Genomic DNA, 20201 nt, shown 5'->3' on the forward strand with positions numbered 1-20201 from the left:
AAGAGTCCCCATGTTCCTCTACGTGCTGCGTCGCCTTTCCACGGGCCTGGTCCTCGCGGTACTGGTGACGGCGATCACGTTCCTGCTGCTCAGCACCTCCTTCAACAACATCGTCCGCGGCAGGCTGGGGCCGTCCGCGACACCGGAGACGGTCCGGGCCATGAAGGCCGACCTCGGGCTGGACCGGCCCGTGGCGGTGCAGTACGTCGACTGGCTGTGGCACGCGGTACGCGGCGACTTCGGCGTCTCCTACTTCACCAGCGAGCCGGTCGGCCCGGCCATCGCGGCGCGGCTCGGCGTGACGATGTCGATGCTGCTCGTCGCGCTGCTCGCGACCATCGCGGTGAGCATCACACTCGGGGTTCTCGCGGCGTCCCGCGGCGGCGTCCCGGACCGCATCGCGCAGGGCGCCTCGCTCTTCGGCTACCTCGTGCCGAACCTGCTGATCTCGATCGTCCTCGTCGTCGTGCTGGCGATCAACCTGGAACTGCTGCCGGCCACCGGGTACACCCCGCTCTCCGAGAACCCGGGCGCATGGGCGGCGTCGATCGCCATCCCGGTGTTCGCGTTGATGGTGAGCAGCGTCGCGGCGCTGACCGCGCAGATCCGCGGAACGATGATCGACGAACTGCGCAAGGACTACGTCCGGACGCTGCGCACGCGCGGCGTCCCGTCCCGGTCGATCGTCCTGCGGCACGCGCTGCGCAACGCCGCCGGGCCCGCGCTGACCGTGCTGTCGTTCGAGTTCATCACGATGCTCGGCAGCGCCCTCATCATCGAGAAGGTGTTCGCGCTGCCCGGATTCGGGAGCTACGCCTTCGAGGCGTCCTTGCAGGGCGACGTCCCGATCATCATGGGCATCAGCGTGTTCGGTGTCCTGCTCGTCGTCGGCATGAACCTCGCCGTCGACCTCGTGAACGGCTGGCTCACCCCGAAAGCGAGGATCTTTTGAGCACCGGCACGCCCCGGACCGTCCCGCGCCGCAGATCGACGGCGCGCAAGCTACTCCGGGACCCGCAGGCCGTCAGCACGGCCGCACTGCTGCTGATCATCGTGCTGCTCGGCCTGCTCACCCCGGTCCTCACAGAGCGCGGGCCGAACGAGGCGTCCCTGGACGTGATCAACGCCGGCGTCGGGACGCCCGGGTATCCGCTCGGCGGCGATCAGAGCGGCCGCGACATCTGGGCGCGGCTGCTCCCCTCGATCAACACCAGCGTGGTGTCGGCGCTGATCGCGACGAGCATCGCGCTCGCCATCGGCGTGGCGTTCGGGCTGATCGGCGGCTACTTCGAGCGGCGGGTGCGAGGCGTCACCGAGTGGGTGTTCAGCCTCGTCATGGCCTTCCCCGGCCTGCTGCTGCTCATCGTGCTGATGCCGGTGACGGGCGGCGACTACCGCGTCACCATGGCGATCTTCGGGGTGCTGCTGTCGCCGGGCATCTACCGGATCGTCCGCAACCTGGTCGTCGGGGTCAAGAACGAGCTGTTCGTGGACGCCGCGCGCGTCTCGGGCCTGCCGGAGCACCGCATCCTCGGACGGCATGTGCTGTCCGCCGTCCGCGGCCCGGTGATCATCGCGGCGGCGTTCCTCGCCGGGTCGGCGATCACGCTGCAGTCGGGCCTGGCGTTCCTCGGCGTCGGCTCGAGCACCGTCCCGAGTTTCGGGGCAATGATCGCCGACGGCTTCCTCAACCTGTACGACGAGCCGCTGCACTTCGTCTGGCCGAGCGTCACGCTCGGGGTCATCACCGCCTCCCTGGTCCTCTTCGGCAACGCGCTGCGCGACACGCTCGAGGGCGCACAGCCCAAGGCGTCCAAGATCGTCCCGACCGTGCGCCAGGAGAAGGAGCAGGCCGCCGACGGCAACGGGCCGTCCGCCGGGCTGCTGACGGTGGACGACCTCGCCATCGCCTACCCGACCCCGTCCGGCGAGCTGGAGACGGTCGTCGACGGCGTCACGCTGAGCCTCTCCTCCGGGGAGACGCTCGGCCTCGTCGGCGAGTCGGGGTCCGGTAAGACGCAGACCGCGTTCGCCGCGCTCGGCGTGCTGCCGGCGGAGGCGGTCGTCACGCGCGGCTCGATCAAGCTGGACGGGCGGGAGCTGCTCGGGCTGGACGAGCGCGAGCTGCGCAAGATCCGTGGGCGGTCCATCGCGTACGTCCCGCAGGAGCCGATGTCGAACCTGGACCCCTCGTTCACGGTGGGAGCGCAACTCGTCGAGGGCGTCCGGGCCTGCGCCGACAAGATGTCGCGGCGGGAGGCGCGCGCGCGGGTGCTCGCCCTCCTGAAGCGGGTCGACATCCCCGACCCGGAGCGGACGTTCCACTCCTACCCGCACCAGATCTCCGGCGGCATGGCGCAGCGGGTGCTGATCGCGGGCGCGGTCGCGAGCCGTCCGATCCTGCTCATCGCGGACGAACCGACCACGGCACTCGACGTGACGGTGCAGGCGGAGATCCTCGACCTGCTGCGCGACCTGGAGAAGGAGCTGAACATGGCCGTGCTGCTGGTCACCCACAACTTCGGGGTGGTCGCCGACATCTGCGACAGGGTCGCGGTGATGCGGCGGGGCGAGATCGTCGAAACCGGCACCACGGCCGGCATCTTCCGCGACCCGCGGCATCCGTACACGCGGATGCTGCTCGATTCGAGCCTGGACGACACCACCGGACGGTGCGATCCGCCACCGTCCGGCGCGCATCCGTCCGGCGAGCGTCCGTCCGGCGAGCCCGTCGAGAAGGAGGCGCGATGACGGCGCCGCTGCTCGACATCGACGGCCTGCGGGTCGCCTACCCCGGCCGGGGCTTCCGGGCACGCCCCCTCGAAGTGCTGCACGGCGTGTCGCTGACGGTCGCCGAGGGCGAGACGCTCGGCGTCGTCGGCGAGTCCGGATCCGGGAAGACGACGATCGGACGGGCCGTCCTCGGCCTCGTGAAAACGAGCGGCGGCCGAGTCCGGATCCGGGGGCGGGACGTGACCCACGCGTCGGCGAAGGAGCGCCGGGCGCTCGCCCGCGACGTCCAGGTGGTGTTCCAGGACCCCTACACCTCGCTGAACCCGTCGCTGACGATCGGCGACATCCTGAGCGAGCCCCTCGTCGTGCAGGGCGCCTCCACCAAGGACGCGCGCGAGCGGGTGCGCTCGCTCCTGGATCAGGTGGGGCTGCCGGAGGACGCCCCGGAGCGGCTCCCCCGCGAGTTCAGCGGCGGGCAGCGGCAGCGCGTCGCGATCGCGCGCGCCCTCGCCCCGGAGCCGCGGCTGATCGTCTGCGACGAGCCGGTCTCCGCGCTCGACCTGTCGACACAGGCGCGCGTGCTCGACCTGTTCATCGACATCCAGCGGCGCACCGGTGTCGCCTACTTGTTCATCTCGCACGACCTCGCGGTCGTCCGGCACGTCAGCCACCGGGTGTGCGTGGTGTACCGGGGCGACATCGTCGAGACGGGCCCGGCCACCGCCGTCACCTCCGAGCCCGACCACCCCTATACCCGCCGGCTGCTGCTCGCCGCCCCGGTCGCGGACCCGGACGAGCAGGAACGGCGGCGCGCGGAGCGGCGTCGGCTGCAGGACACCGAACTCGGACAAGGAGCCCACCGATGACCCGTCCCGTTCCCGGTTTCCTCTGGGGCGCGGCGACCGCGCCGCACCAGGTGGAGGGCAACAACCTCAACAGCGACTGGTGGGTACGCGAGGAACGGGTCCCCGGAATGGAGCGTAGCGGCGACGCCTGCGACAGCTACCACCGGTACGCCGAGGACATGCGGCTGCTCGCCGACGCGGGCCTGAACAGCTACCGGTTCGGCGTCGAGTGGGCGCGGATCGAGCCGGCCCCCGGCCACTTCTCGAACGCGGAACTGGCCCACTACCGCCGGATGATCGACACCGCACTCGACCTGGGGCTCAAGCCCGTCGTCACTCTGCACCACTTCACGCACCCCCGCTGGTTCGCCGAAGAGGGCGGCTGGATGGGCGACGCGGGGATCGAGCGGTTCGAGACCTATGTCAAGGCGGTCGCGGGCATCCTCGACGGCGTCGAGTGGGTCTGCACGATCAACGAACCCAACATGCTCGCGCTGATGGTCGGGATGAGCCGCGCGGCGCAGGCGGCACAGCCGGGCGAGACGAAGAAGTGGATGAGCCCGACGGTCGAAGGCGCGGCGCGTCCCGTCCTGCCCGACCCGGATCCGGACGTCGGACGGCGGCTGGCCGACGGGCACCACGCCGCCCGCGCCGTCCTGCGCAAGGACACGGACGCGAAGGTGGGCTGGACGGTCGCCAACCAGGCGCTCACCCCCACCCCGGGGAACGAGGACCGGCTGCGGGAGATCCGGTACGACCGCGAGGACCTGTACCTGGAGGCGTCGCGCGACGACGACTTCATCGGCGTGCAGTCGTACTCCAGCCAGGCCGTGGACGAGAACGGCATCGTCCCCCACCCGCGGGGCCCGGACACCACGCTGACGGGCAACGCGTATCGGCCGGACGCGATCGGGATCGCCGTCCGGCACGCATGGGAGGTGACTGGCGGTGTCCCGATCGTGGTCACCGAGAACGGGATCGCGACCGCCGATGACGATCGCCGCGTCTCCTACACCTCCGAGGCGCTCCGGCACCTCTTCGACGCGGCCGACGACGGCGTGGACGTCCGGGGCTACCTCCACTGGAGTGCCCTCGACAACTTCGAGTGGGGGCACTGGAAGCCGACGTTCGGGCTCATCGCCGTCGACAGGGAGACGTTCGAGCGCAGCCCCAAGCCGAGCCTCGCGTGGCTCGGGGAGGTCGCGCGGCGCGGACGCCCGTGAAGCCGGACCTCGCGTCGTCCGGGACGTCCCGTCCCGAATCGGACGACGACGGCGCCGCGGTGGGCCGCGGGTTCATCGCCCTGCTGATCGCGGCGAACTTCGGCCTGGCGATGGCGCTCATCGTGCCGATGGCCTTCTCCCTCGCGCTGCGGGTCGACCGGCTCGCGCCCGGCCGGGAGGAGGTACTCGGCTACATCCTCGGCGCCGGTTCGGCGGTCGCGCTGGTCGCCGGCCCGCTGGTGGGGACGCTCAGCGACCGCACCCGGTCGCGGCTCGGCCGCCGGAGGCCCTACCTGATCGGGGGCGCCGCGGTGGGAGCGGCGGGCACCGTGACGATGGCGTACGCGCCGAGCGTCGCCGTCCTGGGCCTCGGCTGGGCGGTGACGAGTCTCGGGTGGGGGACGGCGCTCGCCGCACTGGGCAACGTCCAGGCCGACCGGCTACCCCGGCGCCAGCGCGGGCGGGTCGCCGGGCTCGCCGGCTTCACCACACAGGTCGCGCCGGTGGCGGGCGTGCTGCTGGCCGGGTCCGTGAGCGGGAACCGGCTCCTCGTCTTTCTCCTGCCCGCGGCTGTGGGGACGGTGCTCCTGCTGCCGTTCCTGCTGCTCTCCGGGGAACCCGGTACGCGCACGCTCCCGGTTCGGGAGCGGCTGACGGCCGCCCAACTGCTCGGGACGTACGCGTTCGACCCGCGCGCCCACCCCGATTTCGCGTGGAACTGGCTGGGGCGCTTCGCGTTCTTCTTCGGCCAGACGATGAACACGACGTTCCTGACATTCCTCTACGCCCAGCGGCTCGGCGTCCCGCTCACCGACGTCGCCGGGATCGTCGCGGTCAGCGGTGGGATCAGCGTCGTCACGTCGATGGTGGGCGCGGTCGGCGGCGGGTTCCTGTCGGACCGGCTGGGACGCCGCCGCCCGTTCGTCTTCGCCGCCGCCGCGATCTTCGCCGCCGGCAGCGCCGTCCTGGCCTTCGCGGACGTCCTCCCGGTGCTGCTGGCCGGGGCCGCGCTGACGACCCTCGGCATCGCGCTGTTCGCGGCCGTCAACCAGGCCACCGTCCTCGACGTGCTCCCCGACCGCGATACCGCGGCGGGCCGCTACATGGCGCTGACGGGCTTCTCCCAGAAGATCCCCGGCGCGCTCGCCCCGCTCGTGGCCCCGCTGCTGATCGCGATCGGCGGCACCGAGGAGGCGAACTACACGCCGCTGTACGCGGCGTCCGCGCTGCTCGCCCTGCTGGGCGGGTCGATCATTCTGGTCCGCGTCAAAGGAGTGCGCTGAGACAACATCTGGCAACCCGTTGTCGCGGCTTCACACCCCCGCTGATCATTCCCTTCATCGAGCCGTCAGGAGGAACCGCCCGTGTCGCACCCCGAACTGGACGGTCTGCCGCTGGAGCGGAAGGCCGCCCTGCTCTCCGGCCGGAGCTACACCCACACCAAGGCGGTCGACGAGGCCGGTGTGCCCGGGATCACGCTGTTCGACGGCCCGAACGGCGTCCGCCGTCCCGGCGACTCCACGGTGCACATCGATCCGCTTCACACCCTGCCCGCGACCTGCTTCCCCCCTGCCGTCGCCGTCGGGTCGAGCTGGAATCCGGACGTCGCGGCGTGCGTCGGCGCGGCGATGGGACGGGAGGCGCGCGCGTTCGGCGTCACCGTGTCGCTCGGGCCGGGCGTCAACATCAAACGGTCCCCGCTGTGCGGCCGGAACTTCGAGTACTACTCCGAGGACCCGCTGCTGACGGGCGTCCTCGCCGCCGCACACGTCCGGGCGCTGCAGGAGCAGGGGCCGGGCGCGTCGGTGAAGCACTTCGCCGCCAACAACCAGGAGACCGACCGCAAGAGGATCAGCGCGGACGTGGACGAGCGCACCCTGCGGGAGATCTACCTGGCCGCGTTCGAACGCGTGGTGCGGGAGGCCCGCCCGGCGACCGTCATGTCCTCCTACAACCGGGTCAACGGCGTGCACGCCTGCGAGAACCACTGGCTGCTCACCGAGGTGCTGCGGGACGATTGGGGGTTCACGGGCGCGGTGATCTCCGACTGGGGCTCGGTCGGCGACCGCGCGGCCTCGCTCGCCGCCGGGCTCGACCTGTCCATGCCCGGCCCGGACGACGCCGGCGACGCGGAGATCGTCGCCGCCGTCCGGGCGGGCGACCTGGAACCGGAGGCCGTCGACCGGGCCGCCGCACGGGTCGCGGCGCTCGTCCGGCGGGCGGCGCCCGCGACGGGCGACGTCGATCTGGACGCGCACCACGAACTGGCCGTCGAACTCGCCGCCGAGTCGGCCGTGCTCCTGCGCAACGAACGGGACGTTCTGCCGCTCGCAGCGGTCTCGTCCATCGCGGTGATCGGCGAGTTCGCGGCCAGGGCGCGCTTCCAAGGCGGTGGCAGCGGGAACGTCAAGGCCACCCGCGTCGACGAGGCGCTCGACGCGATGGCGGCACGTGCCGCCGAACGGGACGCGACCGTGCGGTACTCCCCCGGCTTCTCCCCGGACGGCGACGGCGATCCGGTCGCGTTGCGCGAGGACGCGGTCCGGGCCGCGCGGGCGGCCGAGGTCGCCGTCGTCTTCGCCGGGCTGCCCGAGAAGGAGGAGTGGGAGGGCACCGACCGCACCTCGCTCGACCTCCCCGCCGAGCAGGTCGACCTGATCCGCGCCGTCGCGGCGGCGGCCCGCCGCACCGTCGTCGTCCTGTCGAACGGCGCGGTCGTCTCCCTCGAGGGCTGGCACGACGAGGTGGACGCGATCGTCGAGGGGTGGCTGCTCGGCCAGGGCGGCGGGCGCGCGATCGCCGACATCCTGTTCGGCGTCGTCAGCCCGTCCGGGCATCTCGCGGAGAGCATTCCGCTGCGGCTGCAGGACCATCCGAGCTTCATGAACTTCCCGGGCGAGCAAGGGCACGTCAGGTACGGGGAGGGCGTCCTCGTGGGCTACCGGTACTTCGAGACGGCCGAGGTCCCGGTCAGGTACCCGTTCGGGCACGGGCTCTCCTACACCTCGTTCGAGACGCGCGACCTGCGCGTCAGCGCGACCGGCACCGACACCGCGGACGCCTCGGTCACCGTGACCAACACCGGTGCCCGCGCGGGCAGGCACGTCGTGCAGCTCTACGTGGCCACCGGCGCCGGTCCCGTCCGCCGGCCCGCGCGCGAGCTGCGGGCGTTCTCGAAGGTCGCGCTCCAGCCCGGGGAGTCGACGACCGTGGAGTTCTCCCTGGACCGCCGCGCGTTCGCGTACTACGACGTCGTCCTCGGCGGATGGGCCGTCGCGCCGGGCGATCACACCGTCCAGATCGGGGAGAACGCGTCCACCGTCGTCGCGGAGGCGACGGTGACGCTCACCGGTGACCAGGTCGTCCTCCCCCTGACGCTCGACTCGTCGCTCGACGCCTGGCTCACCCACCCCGGTGTGGGCCCGGACATGATCCGGGAGCTGGCGGCCGGCCGGGGCGAGGAGGCGGTACGGCAGGGCATGCGGAGCCCCGAGTTCAGGGTGATGTCCTCGATGCCGATCCGGCAGTTCGTCAAGTACCACGCCCGTGACCTGACCACCGAGGTACTGGAGCGGCTCCTGGAACGCCACGGGCTCCTCGGGAGCGACCATGGGCCGAAGGCGTAGTGATTCAAGCAGGCCGCCAGAAGAATCCGGGACGAGTCGATGCGGGCCGTCCTGGACCGACCCCGACGCGGCCGGCGAGGCGAAGGCCGACCTCGCCGCCGCGCTCGGCACCCCGAGGAGGCAGATCAGATGTTGAAACCCCGGTCCACGGCCACGCGCGAACAGGTGAACCTGGACGGGATCTGGCGGTTCGCCATCGACGGCGCCGCCGGTCCCGAGCCGTGGAACGGTCCGCTCGACACGCGGCTGGAGGCCGCGGTCCCGGCCAGCTACAACGATCTGTTCACCGACCCCGCGATCCGCGACCACGTGGGGTGGGTGTGGTACCAGCGGACGGTACGCGTGCCGCGCGGCTGGACGGACGAGCGCGTCATGGTCCGGGTCGACGCGGCCACGCACGAGGGGAAGGTCTACGCCGACGGCGTCCTCGCCGCCGAGCACATCGGCGGCTACACACCGTTCGAGGCCGACATCACCGACCTGGTGAGCGCCGGAGACGAGTTCCGGCTCACGATCGGGGTCAACAACGAGCTGACGAACGTCACGATCCCGCCCGGCACCGTCACCATTTCGCGGAGCGGTCGCCGCGAGCAGCAGTACAAGCACGACTTCTTCAACTACGCGGGGCTGGCCCGCTCGGTGTGGCTCCACAGCGTCCCGCCGGTGCACGTCACGGACGTCACGATCGCGACCGGAGTCGAGGGGACCGCCGGAACGGTCGCCTACACGGTGGAGACGAGCGCGTCCGCACCGGTCCAGGTCAAGGTGCTCGGAGCCGACGGCACCGAGGTCGCGGCCGCCCAGGGCGGGAACGGCACCGTGCGGATCGAGGACGTCCGGCTATGGAGGCCGGGTGGGGCCTACCTGTACGACCTGGTCGTAGAGGTGCTCCATGACGGAGAGGTAGTCGACTCCTACACCGAGCCGTTCGGCGTCCGGACGGTCGAGGTGCGGGGCACCCAGTTCCTGATCAACGGCGAGCCGTTCTACTTCACCGGTTTCGGCAAGCACGAGGACACGCCCGTGCGCGGCAAGGGCCACGACGACGCCTACCTTGTGCACGACACCCAGCTCATGGAGTGGATCGGTGCGAACTCGTTCCGCACCTCGCACTACCCGTACGCGGAAGAGGTGCTGGAGTTCGCCGACCGGCACGGCATCGTCGTCATCGACGAGACCGCGGCCGTCGGGCTCAATCTGGCCGTCCAGGGCGGGCTCACCGGACGTCCCCACGACCCCACATGGTCGCCGGAGACGTTCGGCGAGGCCACACAGGCAGCCCACGCCCGGCACCTGCAGGAACTGATCGCCCGCGACAAGAACCATCCCAGCGTCGTGATGTGGTGCCTGGCCAACGAGTCCTCATCCGCCGAGGAGGGTGCGCGCGAGTACTTCGAGCCTCTGGTGAAGCTGGCCCGCGAGCTCGACCCGACCCGCCCGATCACCCACACCGCCTGGCTGGGCGCGACCGGCGACAACGACCTCATCGCCGACCTCTTCGACGTCGTGACCGTCAACCGCTACTACGGCTGGTACATCGCCAACGGCGATCTCGAGACGGCAGAGCAGTACCTGGAGAACGATCTGCGCGGCTGGATCGAGAAGTTCGGCAAGCCCGTCATGATGGGCGAGTACGGGGCCGACACCATGCCGGGCCTGCACTCGGTGTGGGACGTCCCCTGGACGGAGGAGTACCAGCGGGCCCATCTCGAGATGCACCATCGCGTGTTCGACCGCTTCGAGGCGTTCGTGGGCGAGCACGTGTGGAACTTCGCCGACTTCGCCACGTCCAACGGGATCCACCGGGTGGACGGCAACAAGAAGGGCGTGTTCACGCGCGACAGGCGGCCCAAGGGCGCCGCGCACATGCTCCGGGCGCGCTGGAGGGAACTGAACGGCCGGAAACCGCCGGCGAGGTGATCACGATGGTTCCGGCGCCCACCGGGGCGAACGCGCCCGGCGGCATGTCCCCGGCGGCGCCGGCGGGCGCGTCGATCCAGGCGATCGTCAGTCGCGCAGCCGGTACAGCACCTCGCCCGCCTGCGGCACGACGAGCGTGTCCGGGTCGGCGGCGTACCGCTCGATGTCGACGTCGGCGGGGTCGAGGTGCCCGAGGTTCACGCGGCCCACGACGTCCTCGGGGATGCCCGTGGCGAGGGTGACGGCGACCCGGCACCGTTCGCCGTGCTCCTCGTCGTACGTGCCCGCGCCCCGCAAATGGGTGGAGTGCGCGAGGACGCCCCAGTGGAGGTGCTCGAACCGGTCCCACTGCTTCGTGAAGTAGTCCCGGCAGTGGTAGCCGATCTCCTCGATCTCGGGATGCATCGCGGAGACCGTCCGGACGTGCGGCGCGTACAGGACGACCTCGCCGCCGTCCGCGACGATCGGCTCGACCTTGTAGAACCCCTTCGCGGCCGTCCACATGTCGTCGTACTTTTCCGGCATCACCGACAGGACCCGCCGGACCGGCGCGTCCAGATAGCGGACATGGACCTCGGCCGACACCTCGGCCGCCGCCGCCCACGCGTCCTCGGGGGCTCCGAACGACAGCGCGTGCAGATCGCCGGCCCCGGATCCGACCACCGCGCACAGCGCCAGCCGGCGCGCCGGGATCATCGCGGCGGCCTCGTCGATCAGGGCGCGGACGGGGGTGACGCCGCGCGTGCCGATGATGTCCGCGCTGGAGATGAGGGCGCCCAGCCAGTGCGACAGGCCGATGATCTCGGTGCCCGCGACACCGGGGAAGAAGTACTTGTTGCCGCCGGAGAACCCGACGACCTCGTGCGGGAACACCGGCCCGACCACCAGCGCGACGTCGTGCTCGGCGACGGCCCGGTTGAGCCGCACGTCGACGGCCCGGTGCAGCAGCCCGCCGGACAGCTCGCCGACCCGGCCGGCGCCGATCGTCCCGAGGGACGCGAACGTCGACGGCTCCCACCAGGCGTGGTTGCGGACGGTCATGCCGGGGAGCGCGGGGAGGTGCGCGGCGAGCGCGGCGTCGCTCATCGGGGCGTGCGTGCCCAGCGCGACGAGGACGGTCAGCCGGGACGCGCGCCCGTACAGCGCGGCGTGCACGGCCGACAGGAGCATGGGCAGCGGGCAGCTGCGGGTGCCGTCGGGCACGACCAGGCACACGCTGCGGCCGTCGAGGTCCTCCCCCGCCAGCGCCTCCGCCACGAAGTCCCGCACGCGCTCCCCGGTGAGGGTGGCGCCCGGCCCGCCGATCCGGCTCGTCATGACGTCAGGCGACCACGGCCGCCGCCGGCGCGGCAAGCCGCTACGGCAACACATGGCAACCCGTTGCCCCGGTATCGGCACTGCGGCGAGCATGCGGCACATGCCGACCCATCTGCATCCCGACCGGCTCCTGCCCGCCGACCCCGGCGTGCGGGCCCTGGCGCGGAGGCTCTACGAGACCGTCCGGGACCTGCCGATCCTGTCGCCGCACGGCCACGTCGACGCGCGGCTGCTGGTCGAGGACGAGCCGTTCGGCGACCCGGCGGGCCTGCTGATCTCGCCGGACCACTACGTCACCCGGTTGCTGCACGCCGCCGGCGTCCCGAGACGGCGTCGCGGCTGGCGTGGCGGCGGCTGTGCGAGCACTGGACGGTGTTCCGGGGGACGCCGGTCCGCCACTGGCTGGACGCGGAGCTGGGCGAGATCTTCGGCGTCGCGGAGCGTCCCGGGCCCGGCACCGCCGACCTGATCTACGACCAGGTCGCCGAGCGGCTCGCGGATCCGGCGTTCCGGCCGCGGGCGCTGTTCCGGCGCTTCGGCATCGACGTGCTGGCCACCACCGACGATCCCTGCGACGATCTGGCCGCGCACCGGACCCTCGCCGACGATCCGGGCTGGACGGCACGGGTCGTCCCGACGTTCCGTCCCGACCGGTACCTGGAGCCCGGCCAGGACGGCTGGGACAAGGCGGTGGCGCGGCTCGGCGAGGCCGCCGACACCGACACGTCCGGCTACGGCGGGTACGTCCGGGCGCTGGAGGCGCGGCGCCGCCATTTCATCGAGCACGGCGCGACGTCCGCCGACCACAGCCACGCGGACGTGCGGACCGACCCGCTGCCAGAGCCGGAGGCCGCCCGCATCTACCGCGCCGCGCTGGCCGGGACGGCGACGGAGGCGGAGACCGTCGCGTTCCGGCGGCACATGCTGCTGGAGATGGGCCGGATGTCGTCCGAGGACGGCCTGGTGATGACGCTGCACCCGGCGGTGCGCCGCAACCACCACCCGCCCACTCTGCGGCGCCACGGCCCCGACACCGGCCACGACATACCGCTGCGGGCCGAGTTCACCGACGCGCTGCGCCCGCTGCTGGAGCGGTACGGAACGGCCGGCGGGTTCCAGCTCGCGCTGTTCACCATGGACGAGACCGTGTTCTCGCGGGAGATCGCACCGCTCGCCGGTTTCTACCCGTCGGTCTACGCGGGCGCGCCCTGGTGGTTCCTCGACGCGCCCGACGCGATCCGCCGGTTCCGGCGGGCGGTCACCGAGACGGCGGGGTTCTCCCGCACCACCGGCTTCATCGACGACACCCGCGCCTTCTGCTCCATCCCCGCCCGGCACGACATGTCCCGCCGGCTGGACTGCGGCTTCCTCGCCGAGCTGGTGGCCGAGCACCGGATGGCCGAGGACGAGGCGTTCGAGACGGCGGTGGAGCTCGTCACCGTCAACCCGCGAAGGGCGTTCAAGCTGTGACACCATCGCTGAACCGTGCCCGCGAAGGCCGCCCCGCGGCCCCGGTGCGGATGCTCCACCTGGGGCTGGGCGGCTTCTTCCGCGCCCACCAGGCCTGGTACACCGAGCACGCGCCGGACGCCGAACGGTGGGGCATCGCCGCATTCACCGGCCGCAGCACGCGGATCGCGGAGCGGCTGAACGCCCAGGACGGGCTGTACACGCTGGTCGCGCGCGGCCCGGACGGTGACCGCTTCGAGCGGATCGGGTCGCTCTCGGCGGCACACCCCGGCGGCGACCACGGCGCATGGCTGGAGTACTGGCGGGACCCCGGCCTGGCGGTCGTCACGCTGACGGTGACCGAAGCCGGTTACACCCGGGAGCCGGGGGGCGGCCTGGACGTCGCGGCACCCGCCGTCCGGGCCGACATCGCCGCGCTCCGCGCCGGCCCCGAGACCCCGGTCACGACCGCGGCGGCACGGCTGCTGGCCGGGCTCGCGGCGCGGCGGCGGGCCGGGCACGGGCCGGTCGCGATCGTGCCGTGCGACAACGTGCCGGGCAACGGCGCGGCGACCGCGCGCGTCGTCCGGGAGCTCGCCGGGGCCGTCGGCGCGAACTGGGAACGGGCGGCGGCAGGCGCCTCGTACGTCGACACCGTCGCCGACCGCATCACCCCGTGGACGGCCGACGAGACGCCGGCCGCGGTGGCAGCCGCCACGGGGCGGGCCGACGCCGCCCCCGTGGTGGCCGAGCCGTTCGCCGAGTGGGTGCTGTGCGGCGACTTCCCCGCCGGCCGACCACGCTGGGAGGACGCCGGCGCCCGCTTCGTCACCGACATCACCCCCTACGAACGGCGCAAACTGTGGCTGCTCAACGGCGGCCACTCGCTGCTCGCCTACGCCGGCCGGCTGCGCGGGCACATCACCGTCGCCGAGGCCGTGGCCGACCCGCTGTGCCGGGCGTGGCTCACCGAGTGGTGGGACGAGGCCTCGGCCGCTCTGGACTTCCCCCGCCACGACCTGGCCGCCTACCGGGCCGCGCTGCTGGACCGGTTCGCCAACCCGCGGATCGCGCACGCCCTCGCGAAGATCGCCGAGGACGGGTCGAGCAAGGTGCCCGACCGCATCCTTCCCGCGCTCCGCGCCGCGCGGTGGAACGGCGCGCCGCCCCCCGGCGCGGTCCGGGTGATCACGGCCTGGCTGCTCTGCCTGCGCGACACCGATCTCCGCGTGCGGGACGGCGCCGCCCCGTCCGCGGCCGGTTCTCTGCGGGACGGGGCGCGAGGCGTCCTGTCCCGTATCGACCCGGCCCTGGCCGGCGACGCCCGCCTGCTGGACGCGATCGTCGTGCAGGCGGGCGAACTCCGGCGAGCGTGACGGGGGCTGGACACCCGGCGGCGATGCCGAGGCCGCGCTCCTAGCTGGGCATGCCCGCACAGGCGCCGGACGTCGCCGCGGCCGCCGCGCGTCAACAGCGATACGCCCGTCCGGCCCTTCCTCGCGCTAGGCGCGGTCTGCTGTTCAGTGGCCCTCTGCGGAGGACGACGCAGGACGCGGAGCAGACGCTCACGATTAGGCAGCAAGCAATGCGGCAGCACGGTCGACGGCAGATCGCCCTCTGGACCTGGACGATCGTCGGCACCGTCGGGTGCCGGGCACCCGCCGCCCTGCCCGCAGCACATGCCATCACATGGGTTGGCAATCCGGGAGAGCCGCTCGTGGGACGACTCGGCGCCGTATACCTGCTTCGGGTGGTCACCTCTTCCGTTCCGGCGTTTTTTGCCAGCACGATCCGACAATGGTTTTCCGAGCCCGTCATATGAACGAACTCCTCAAGAAATTCGCTCACATAACCACCCAAAGCGATGCGAGCTTCCTCGCAGGCGGATCGAAGGTCCGCAGTCACCTAACACCCGATCCTTTCTCCTGTCTCACGCGAGCCCGTCCTCCCGCCAGGTTCGGCGCCGGTCGCCACCTCACTCCGGAGATCGGTGCGGCCGCCGACCTCATCCGGTCAGGGTGCCTCGCCGGGTGCGATCGGTTGCTAGCTTGGCAACCAAACGCTTGATTGGGGATGTGCGTGCGGCGTGCGGTGATCGATGGCTATCCTCACAGGTCCGGCGGGCATTGCGGCTCCGCATCGCTACGTGACCTCCTGGAATGGGCGGGTCTCGGCTGGGACGGACCGCCCGACGAGGGCCTTGTCTTCGGGCTGGCCGCCGGCCTGGACTTCCAGTATTTCGTCACACCATGGCTTTCGCCGCCGTTCTATCTCCAGGGGCGGCACCTGTCCCTGGAACGGGACCTGTGCGCCCGGCTCGGCATCGGGTTCGACGCCGTCCAGACCGATGATCCCGAAGAGGGCTGGGCGCAACTCGCGGCCCAGCTCGATGCCGGGCGTCCCGTGCTCGCGTGGGCGGACATCAGCGAACTGCCGTACCTGCGGGTCACCATGTCCAACACCTTCCACGACGTCGTGATCACCGGGTATGACCTGGACGCGGGCATCGCGTTCATCGCCGACAACGACCGCGCGGACATCCAGAGCGTGCCGCTCCAGACCCTCGCCAGAGCGCGCGACTCCATGGGCTTCCCCGCACCCAACCGGCACGCGACATTTCCCCTGAACTTCCCCACCGAGTTGCCCGCCCTGCTGCCCGCCGCCAGGGACGCCGCGGGGACCGCCGTGACCGCTCTGCGCACCGGCGACCGTCCCGCCGACCCGATCATTCCCGAGGACGTCGACATCTACTACGGCCTCGACGGCGTTCGGCGCTTCGCCGCCGACGTCACGGCCTGGCCCGACCGGCTCGAACCCGAGGAGTTGTCCACCACCCTGCGCGCCCTGTGGATCTTTATCGAGAAGGCGGGCACCGGCGGCGGCCTCTTCCGCCGCCTGCAGGCCGCCTTCTGCCACCGCGTCGCCGCCCTCTCGGGCGACACTGCCTTCGCCGCCGCCGGCGACGCCTACGACGCCTGCGCCCGAGCCTGGACACGACTTGCCACCGTCTCCGATCCGTCCGACCTCCCCGACGCCGCCGAGCCCCTCCCCTCTTTGGAGGAACTGGCCGCCCAAGCCCTCGCCGAAGCAGCCGTGAAGCTTTGACGGGCCGCAGCGGCGTGGGGCATCCACCCCCGCGCAGCTGGATCTGTCGGCGCCGGCGTGGCCGGTCTCAGCGTCACTCCGGGGAGTCTTCACCGAACTCGGGGCAGTTCACCTCTACTTCCCTGAGCCTCGCCTGGTCACCGATGATGTCGAGCTCGGTGATGTGATCGCCGTCGATGGCGAGTTCGATGACCGCCAGGAGCCGCCCGCGGGGTGCGATGACGACGCCGACACCGCCGTTCACCAAGGCCAGGTGGGCGGACTGCGCGAGGGTGTAGTAGAAGAGCGCGTCTTCGGCGACACGGCCGGCGCCGTTGATGACGGGCTCCGCGCCCGCTCGGAGCACGCTGTGGTCCGCCCGGCGTGTGACGTCGGGGGCCAGCACCGCGAGGAGGGCACGCAGATCACCGGCCCGCGACGCCGCCAGGAAGGCCGCCACGACCTTCCGCTGCCTGGCGAGGTCGGCCGCCGGCACTTTGGCCGTACCGCGTACCCGGTGCCGCGCGCGGCTCGCCAGCTTCATCGCGGCGGTCGGTGACCGCTCGACGATCTCCCCGATCTCGGCGAAAGGGACACCGAACAGGTCGTGCAGGACGAAGGCGACGCGCTCGGCGGGGCCGAGTTCGTCGAGGACCACGATCATGGCGAGCCCGACGGACTCGATCAGCATCGCCTCGTCCTCGGGATTGGCCGCGCCGGCGCGGCGGTCCTCGGGGCCGAGCTCGGCCAGGGTGACGGTGTCGGTGAACTCCTCGCCGCGGCGTCGGCGCGAGCGCAGCATGTCGAGACAGACACGACCGGCGATCGTGGTCAGCCAGCCCGGGACGCTGATGACCTCGCTCGAGTAGGAGCGGCTGGCTCGCAACCAGACCTCCTGCACCGCATCGTCGGCCTCGTGCACCGAGCCGAGCATACGGAAGGCCACCGCGCTCAAATGCTTGCGAGAGCGGTCGAATTGCTGGGCCAGTTCCGCCTGACTGTCCATCAATCACCTTCCATAGTCGAGTCGGTCACCTCGATGGAGGTCAGGCGCGGTTCACCTGTCCCGTACCACGGGTTTAGTGCTGGCAGCGGAAACGGTTGACACGCGACCAACGCTCAGGCGGGTGCGATCAAAAGAGGGACGCCAGATCCACCGGCTTCGGCCACGATTCGTTCACCGGGTGAACCCTCTTCAGCGGGCGTGAGCTTCACGGTCCGCAGTGTAGATGATCTGGTGACGCGCCCGGTAGGCGCTGGAGGGCGGCAGCGGAACTTCCGGCGGACCGGGGTTTGGACTGGGCGTTTCCGAGGGGCGGCGGCATGACCATCTGCGCAGGTTCACATGAAACACACGGCAGGCACCCCGCCGCCCTCACCCACGACCTGCTCAGCGCCGCAGGACGCGGCGTTGCCGACCACCCTTCGGACATGCCGCGACCCCGTCAATCGGTGACTTTCCGAGAACGCTGGTCGCAGGATTCGTCGTGCACCCCCGCTCCACGATGGGGTTACTCGGCTCAGAACCCGATCCACTCCTATTGCTCCACCATATGGTTCGAGCCGAGGAAACGGAGGCCGACAAGAATGTGAATCCGAGGGTGACTGGTTGGGTGACCATCTCTGGTGACCCGGCGGGAGTGGACGGGCCGGTGCGGTACGGCCCGAACGTCGCCGCGATAGTGGTCTATCCCGGGTCAGTTGGTCGGCGTCACTTCTCCGGCTCTGAGGAAAACTCGGCCCGAAGGAACGGCACCGGTGTGGCCCGCCCCATGCCGTCTACCAGCGGCCTGCCCGGCTCGACGTCCCTGACCGGGCGCCCGCCACGCAAGCCGGCCGGGTGTGATGCTCCCGGCCGCTCGGAGGGGTCTCCCGGCCACGCGTCCCGGAACCCGAGTGGCTCACGGTCAGGTTTTGCCGCGACGGTTCGTCTTGGCTATGAGGGGCCGACGCATCCGCCTCTCGAGATCGACTGGAGGTAGGCACCTCATGGCATACGACGAACGCGGTCATCCGGACCCTGCCGGTCAAGGGCCGACAGGGACGGAGAACGGGGAAACGCAGGAGTTGGCCCCGCGGCGATGGCTCGCCCTCGTCATCCTCCTGGGCGCAGGCTTCATGGACATGCTCGACGTGACGATCGTCAATGTCGCGGTCCCGAGCATGCTGCGTGACCTCGAAGCCGAGTACTCCCAGATCGAATGGGTCGTGGCGGGCTATGTGATCGGCTTCGCGGGGCTCCTGGTCACCGGTGGCCGGCTCGGCGACATCTTCGGGCGCAAGAAGATCTTCCTTCTGGGGGTCGTGGGCTTCACCGCCGCGTCCCTGTTCTGCGGCATCGCCGTCAACGCGGAAATGCTCATCGCCGGGCGGATCGCCCAGGGAGCCATGGCCGGGCTGATGGTCCCGCAGGTGCTCGCGATCATCCACGTCACCTTCCCGCCCGGGGAACGCGGCAAGGTACTCGGCATCTGGGGCTCGGTCCTCGGATTCGCGTCCGTCGCCGGCGTGATCGTCGGCGGCCTGCTGGTGGAGTGGGACCTGTTCGGGCTGGGATGGCGCGCCATCTTCCTGATCAACCTGCCGGTCGGGCTCGCGGCGGTGGTCGCCGGATACTTCGTCGTCCAGGAGTCGCGCTCCCTGACGGCTCCCAAACTGGACCTCGTCGGCATGGTGCTCGCCGTGAGCGGCATCGCGCTCATGATCTACCCGCTGATCAAGGGCCGTGACCACGGCTGGCCCGCCTGGACCTTCGCGATGATGGTGGGTTCCTTGCTGGTGCTCGGTCTGTTCACCGCCTACGAACGGCGGCGCACCAGGACGGTCGGGTCGCCGCTCGTGGTGCTGGGCCTGTTCCGTGTCCAGGCGTTCAGCACGGGCATGGTGGCCTACCTGATCTTCTGGATCTCGCTCGGAGGCTTCTTCCTCGTCTGGACCTTCTACATGCAGCTGGGTCTCGGCTGGACGGCCCTGCACGCCGGGATGACCGCCGCGATCTTCGCGGTCGGTGCGGGCGCCGGCTCGGGTCTTTCGGTGGAACTCCTCACCCCCCGGTTCGGCCGCAAGGTACTGATGGCCGGTGCGCTGTTCAACGCCGCCGGATTCGGCTGGTACGCCGTGGCCGCGAACCACCACGGTCCCGAGATCGGTACCTGGGACATGGCGGGTCCGCTCGTCCTCGCGGGCTTCGGTTTCGGCCTGGTGATCGCACCTATCGTCGACGTCATCCTGACGGGTGTGGACCGGCACGACGCGGGATCCGCCTCCGGGCTGCTCAACACGACTCAGCAGGTCGGCTGGGCACTCGGGGTCGCGCTGGTGGGCGTGCTCTTCTTCCACCAGCTGGACCAGGACTCCGCACGGGGCGTGGAGAAGGCCACGCCGGCTCTGACCCAGCAGCTCACCGCGGCAGGGGTTCCGGCGCAGGAGCAGAGTCGGATCCTCGACGGCTTCCGTGCCTGTGTCCGTGAGCGTTCGGCGGCTGGCGATCCGACCCACGTGCCCGAGAGCTGCCAGCCGCAACCGGGTGCGCCCGCCGCGCTACAGGAGGCGATGGCCAGTGCCGGAGAAGAGGCCACCGCGCACAACTTCTCCCGGACCTTCTCCATCACGCTGTGGTACGCGGTCGGCATCCTGGTCCTCGTCTTCATCGGAATGTTCGGGTTGCCGCGCAAGGCCCGCCCCCGGGACTTCGATGCCGAAGTCCGGTCGGAGCGCGAGAGCGCGCAGGTTCCGACGTGATCGGCCGAATCCGATCATGATGTGCCCGATCCGCTCCCTGTGACCAGCAGGCGCTGAACGGGCGTCCATCGCCGCCGCCTTGGAGGAGATCCTCTTCCAGGGCGGCGGCTTGCTTTCGTCGGGATCTTCAACGTCGACGATCCGGGTTAACAAATTTAGCCACTTCTTGATATGGACATTGTCGCAGCTTGGGGGTAGGTTGCGAAATTTCCCGGCCTCCCACTCTGGACTGCACATTTCTCGATTTGCCGTCGAGCCGGTTT

General features: G+C 71.1%; 14 protein-coding genes. 12 read left to right on the plus strand and 2 right to left on the minus strand.

Features of this window, described 5'->3' with window-relative positions; translation table 11 throughout:
• Positions 1 to 10 precede the first annotated feature (10 nt).
• From E1285_RS00065 to uidA, 7 genes are all read left to right on the plus strand, one after another.
• Positions 11 to 952 carry an ABC transporter permease gene (locus E1285_RS00065; RefSeq protein ID WP_132146093.1) on the plus strand — a complete coding sequence of 314 codons (942 nt, stop codon included), beginning with the start codon at positions 11 to 13 and terminating at the stop codon, positions 950 to 952.
• A complete protein-coding gene (locus E1285_RS00070; protein ID WP_132146096.1) occupies positions 949 to 2751 on the plus strand; it encodes a dipeptide/oligopeptide/nickel ABC transporter permease/ATP-binding protein in 1803 nt (600 codons plus the stop codon). Before E1285_RS00065 ends, E1285_RS00070 begins: the two co-directional genes overlap by 4 nt.
• Positions 2748 to 3599: an ATP-binding cassette domain-containing protein gene (locus E1285_RS00075; protein ID WP_132146099.1), complete on the plus strand. Its 852-nt coding sequence runs from the start codon at positions 2748 to 2750 to the stop codon at positions 3597 to 3599. Before E1285_RS00070 ends, E1285_RS00075 begins: the two co-directional genes overlap by 4 nt.
• On the plus strand, positions 3596 to 4801 hold the full coding sequence (locus E1285_RS00080; RefSeq protein WP_132146102.1) for a family 1 glycosylhydrolase: 1206 nt from the start codon (positions 3596 to 3598) through the stop codon (positions 4799 to 4801). Before E1285_RS00075 ends, E1285_RS00080 begins: the two co-directional genes overlap by 4 nt.
• Positions 4798 to 6084 (plus strand): MFS transporter, encoded by a 1287-nt coding sequence (locus tag E1285_RS00085; RefSeq protein WP_207946302.1) that lies wholly within the window; start codon positions 4798 to 4800, stop codon positions 6082 to 6084. Before E1285_RS00080 ends, E1285_RS00085 begins: the two co-directional genes overlap by 4 nt.
• Before the next feature lie 81 nt (positions 6085 to 6165).
• The gene (locus E1285_RS00090; protein WP_207946303.1) at positions 6166 to 8427 is read left to right on the plus strand and encodes a glycoside hydrolase family 3 C-terminal domain-containing protein; all 2262 of its coding nucleotides are present in this window, start codon (positions 6166 to 6168) and stop codon (positions 8425 to 8427) included.
• A gap of 129 nt (positions 8428 to 8556) precedes the next feature.
• Complete coding sequence (gene uidA / locus E1285_RS00095) at positions 8557 to 10347, plus strand: beta-glucuronidase (protein WP_132146105.1); 1791 nt, start codon at positions 8557 to 8559, stop codon at positions 10345 to 10347.
• Between the two features lie 87 nt (positions 10348 to 10434).
• On the opposite strand, the gene E1285_RS00100 is transcribed toward uidA, so the two are convergent.
• On the minus strand, positions 10435 to 11664 hold the full coding sequence (locus E1285_RS00100; protein ID WP_132146108.1) for a lactate racemase domain-containing protein: 1230 nt from the start codon (positions 11662 to 11664) through the stop codon (positions 10435 to 10437).
• 100 nt (positions 11665 to 11764) lie between these two features.
• Here E1285_RS00100 and E1285_RS48050 point away from each other — a divergent pair, with 100 nt between their 5' ends.
• From E1285_RS48050 to E1285_RS00115, 4 genes are all read left to right on the plus strand, one after another.
• Positions 11765 to 12133, plus strand: a complete 369-nt coding sequence (locus E1285_RS48050) for a glucuronate isomerase (protein WP_279509330.1) — start codon at positions 11765 to 11767, stop codon at positions 12131 to 12133.
• Positions 12037 to 13134, plus strand: a complete 1098-nt coding sequence (gene uxaC / locus E1285_RS00105) for a glucuronate isomerase (RefSeq protein ID WP_279509331.1) — start codon at positions 12037 to 12039, stop codon at positions 13132 to 13134. Before E1285_RS48050 ends, uxaC begins: the two co-directional genes overlap by 97 nt.
• Positions 13131 to 14489 carry a mannitol dehydrogenase family protein gene (locus tag E1285_RS00110; RefSeq protein WP_243722439.1) on the plus strand — a complete coding sequence of 453 codons (1359 nt, stop codon included), beginning with the start codon at positions 13131 to 13133 and terminating at the stop codon, positions 14487 to 14489. The genes uxaC and E1285_RS00110 overlap by 4 nt, the downstream gene beginning before the upstream one ends.
• Before the next feature lie 703 nt (positions 14490 to 15192).
• Positions 15193 to 16218: a BtrH N-terminal domain-containing protein gene (locus E1285_RS00115; RefSeq protein ID WP_207946305.1), complete on the plus strand. Its 1026-nt coding sequence runs from the start codon at positions 15193 to 15195 to the stop codon at positions 16216 to 16218.
• A gap of 73 nt (positions 16219 to 16291) precedes the next feature.
• On the opposite strand, the gene E1285_RS00120 is transcribed toward E1285_RS00115, so the two are convergent.
• Positions 16292 to 17203: a sigma-70 family RNA polymerase sigma factor gene (locus E1285_RS00120; RefSeq protein ID WP_132146114.1), complete on the minus strand. Its 912-nt coding sequence runs from the start codon at positions 17201 to 17203 to the stop codon at positions 16292 to 16294.
• Positions 17204 to 18264: 1061 nt separating this feature from the next.
• Between E1285_RS00120 and E1285_RS00125 the strand changes: the two genes are divergently transcribed.
• Positions 18265 to 19938 (plus strand): MFS transporter, encoded by a 1674-nt coding sequence (locus E1285_RS00125; protein ID WP_243722440.1) that lies wholly within the window; start codon positions 18265 to 18267, stop codon positions 19936 to 19938.
• The last annotated feature ends 263 nt before the right edge of the window (positions 19939 to 20201 follow it).

Origin of the sequence: Actinomadura sp. 7K507, assembly GCF_004348425.1 — a bacterium.
In the GTDB taxonomy this organism is placed as follows: domain Bacteria; phylum Actinomycetota; class Actinomycetes; order Streptosporangiales; family Streptosporangiaceae; genus Spirillospora.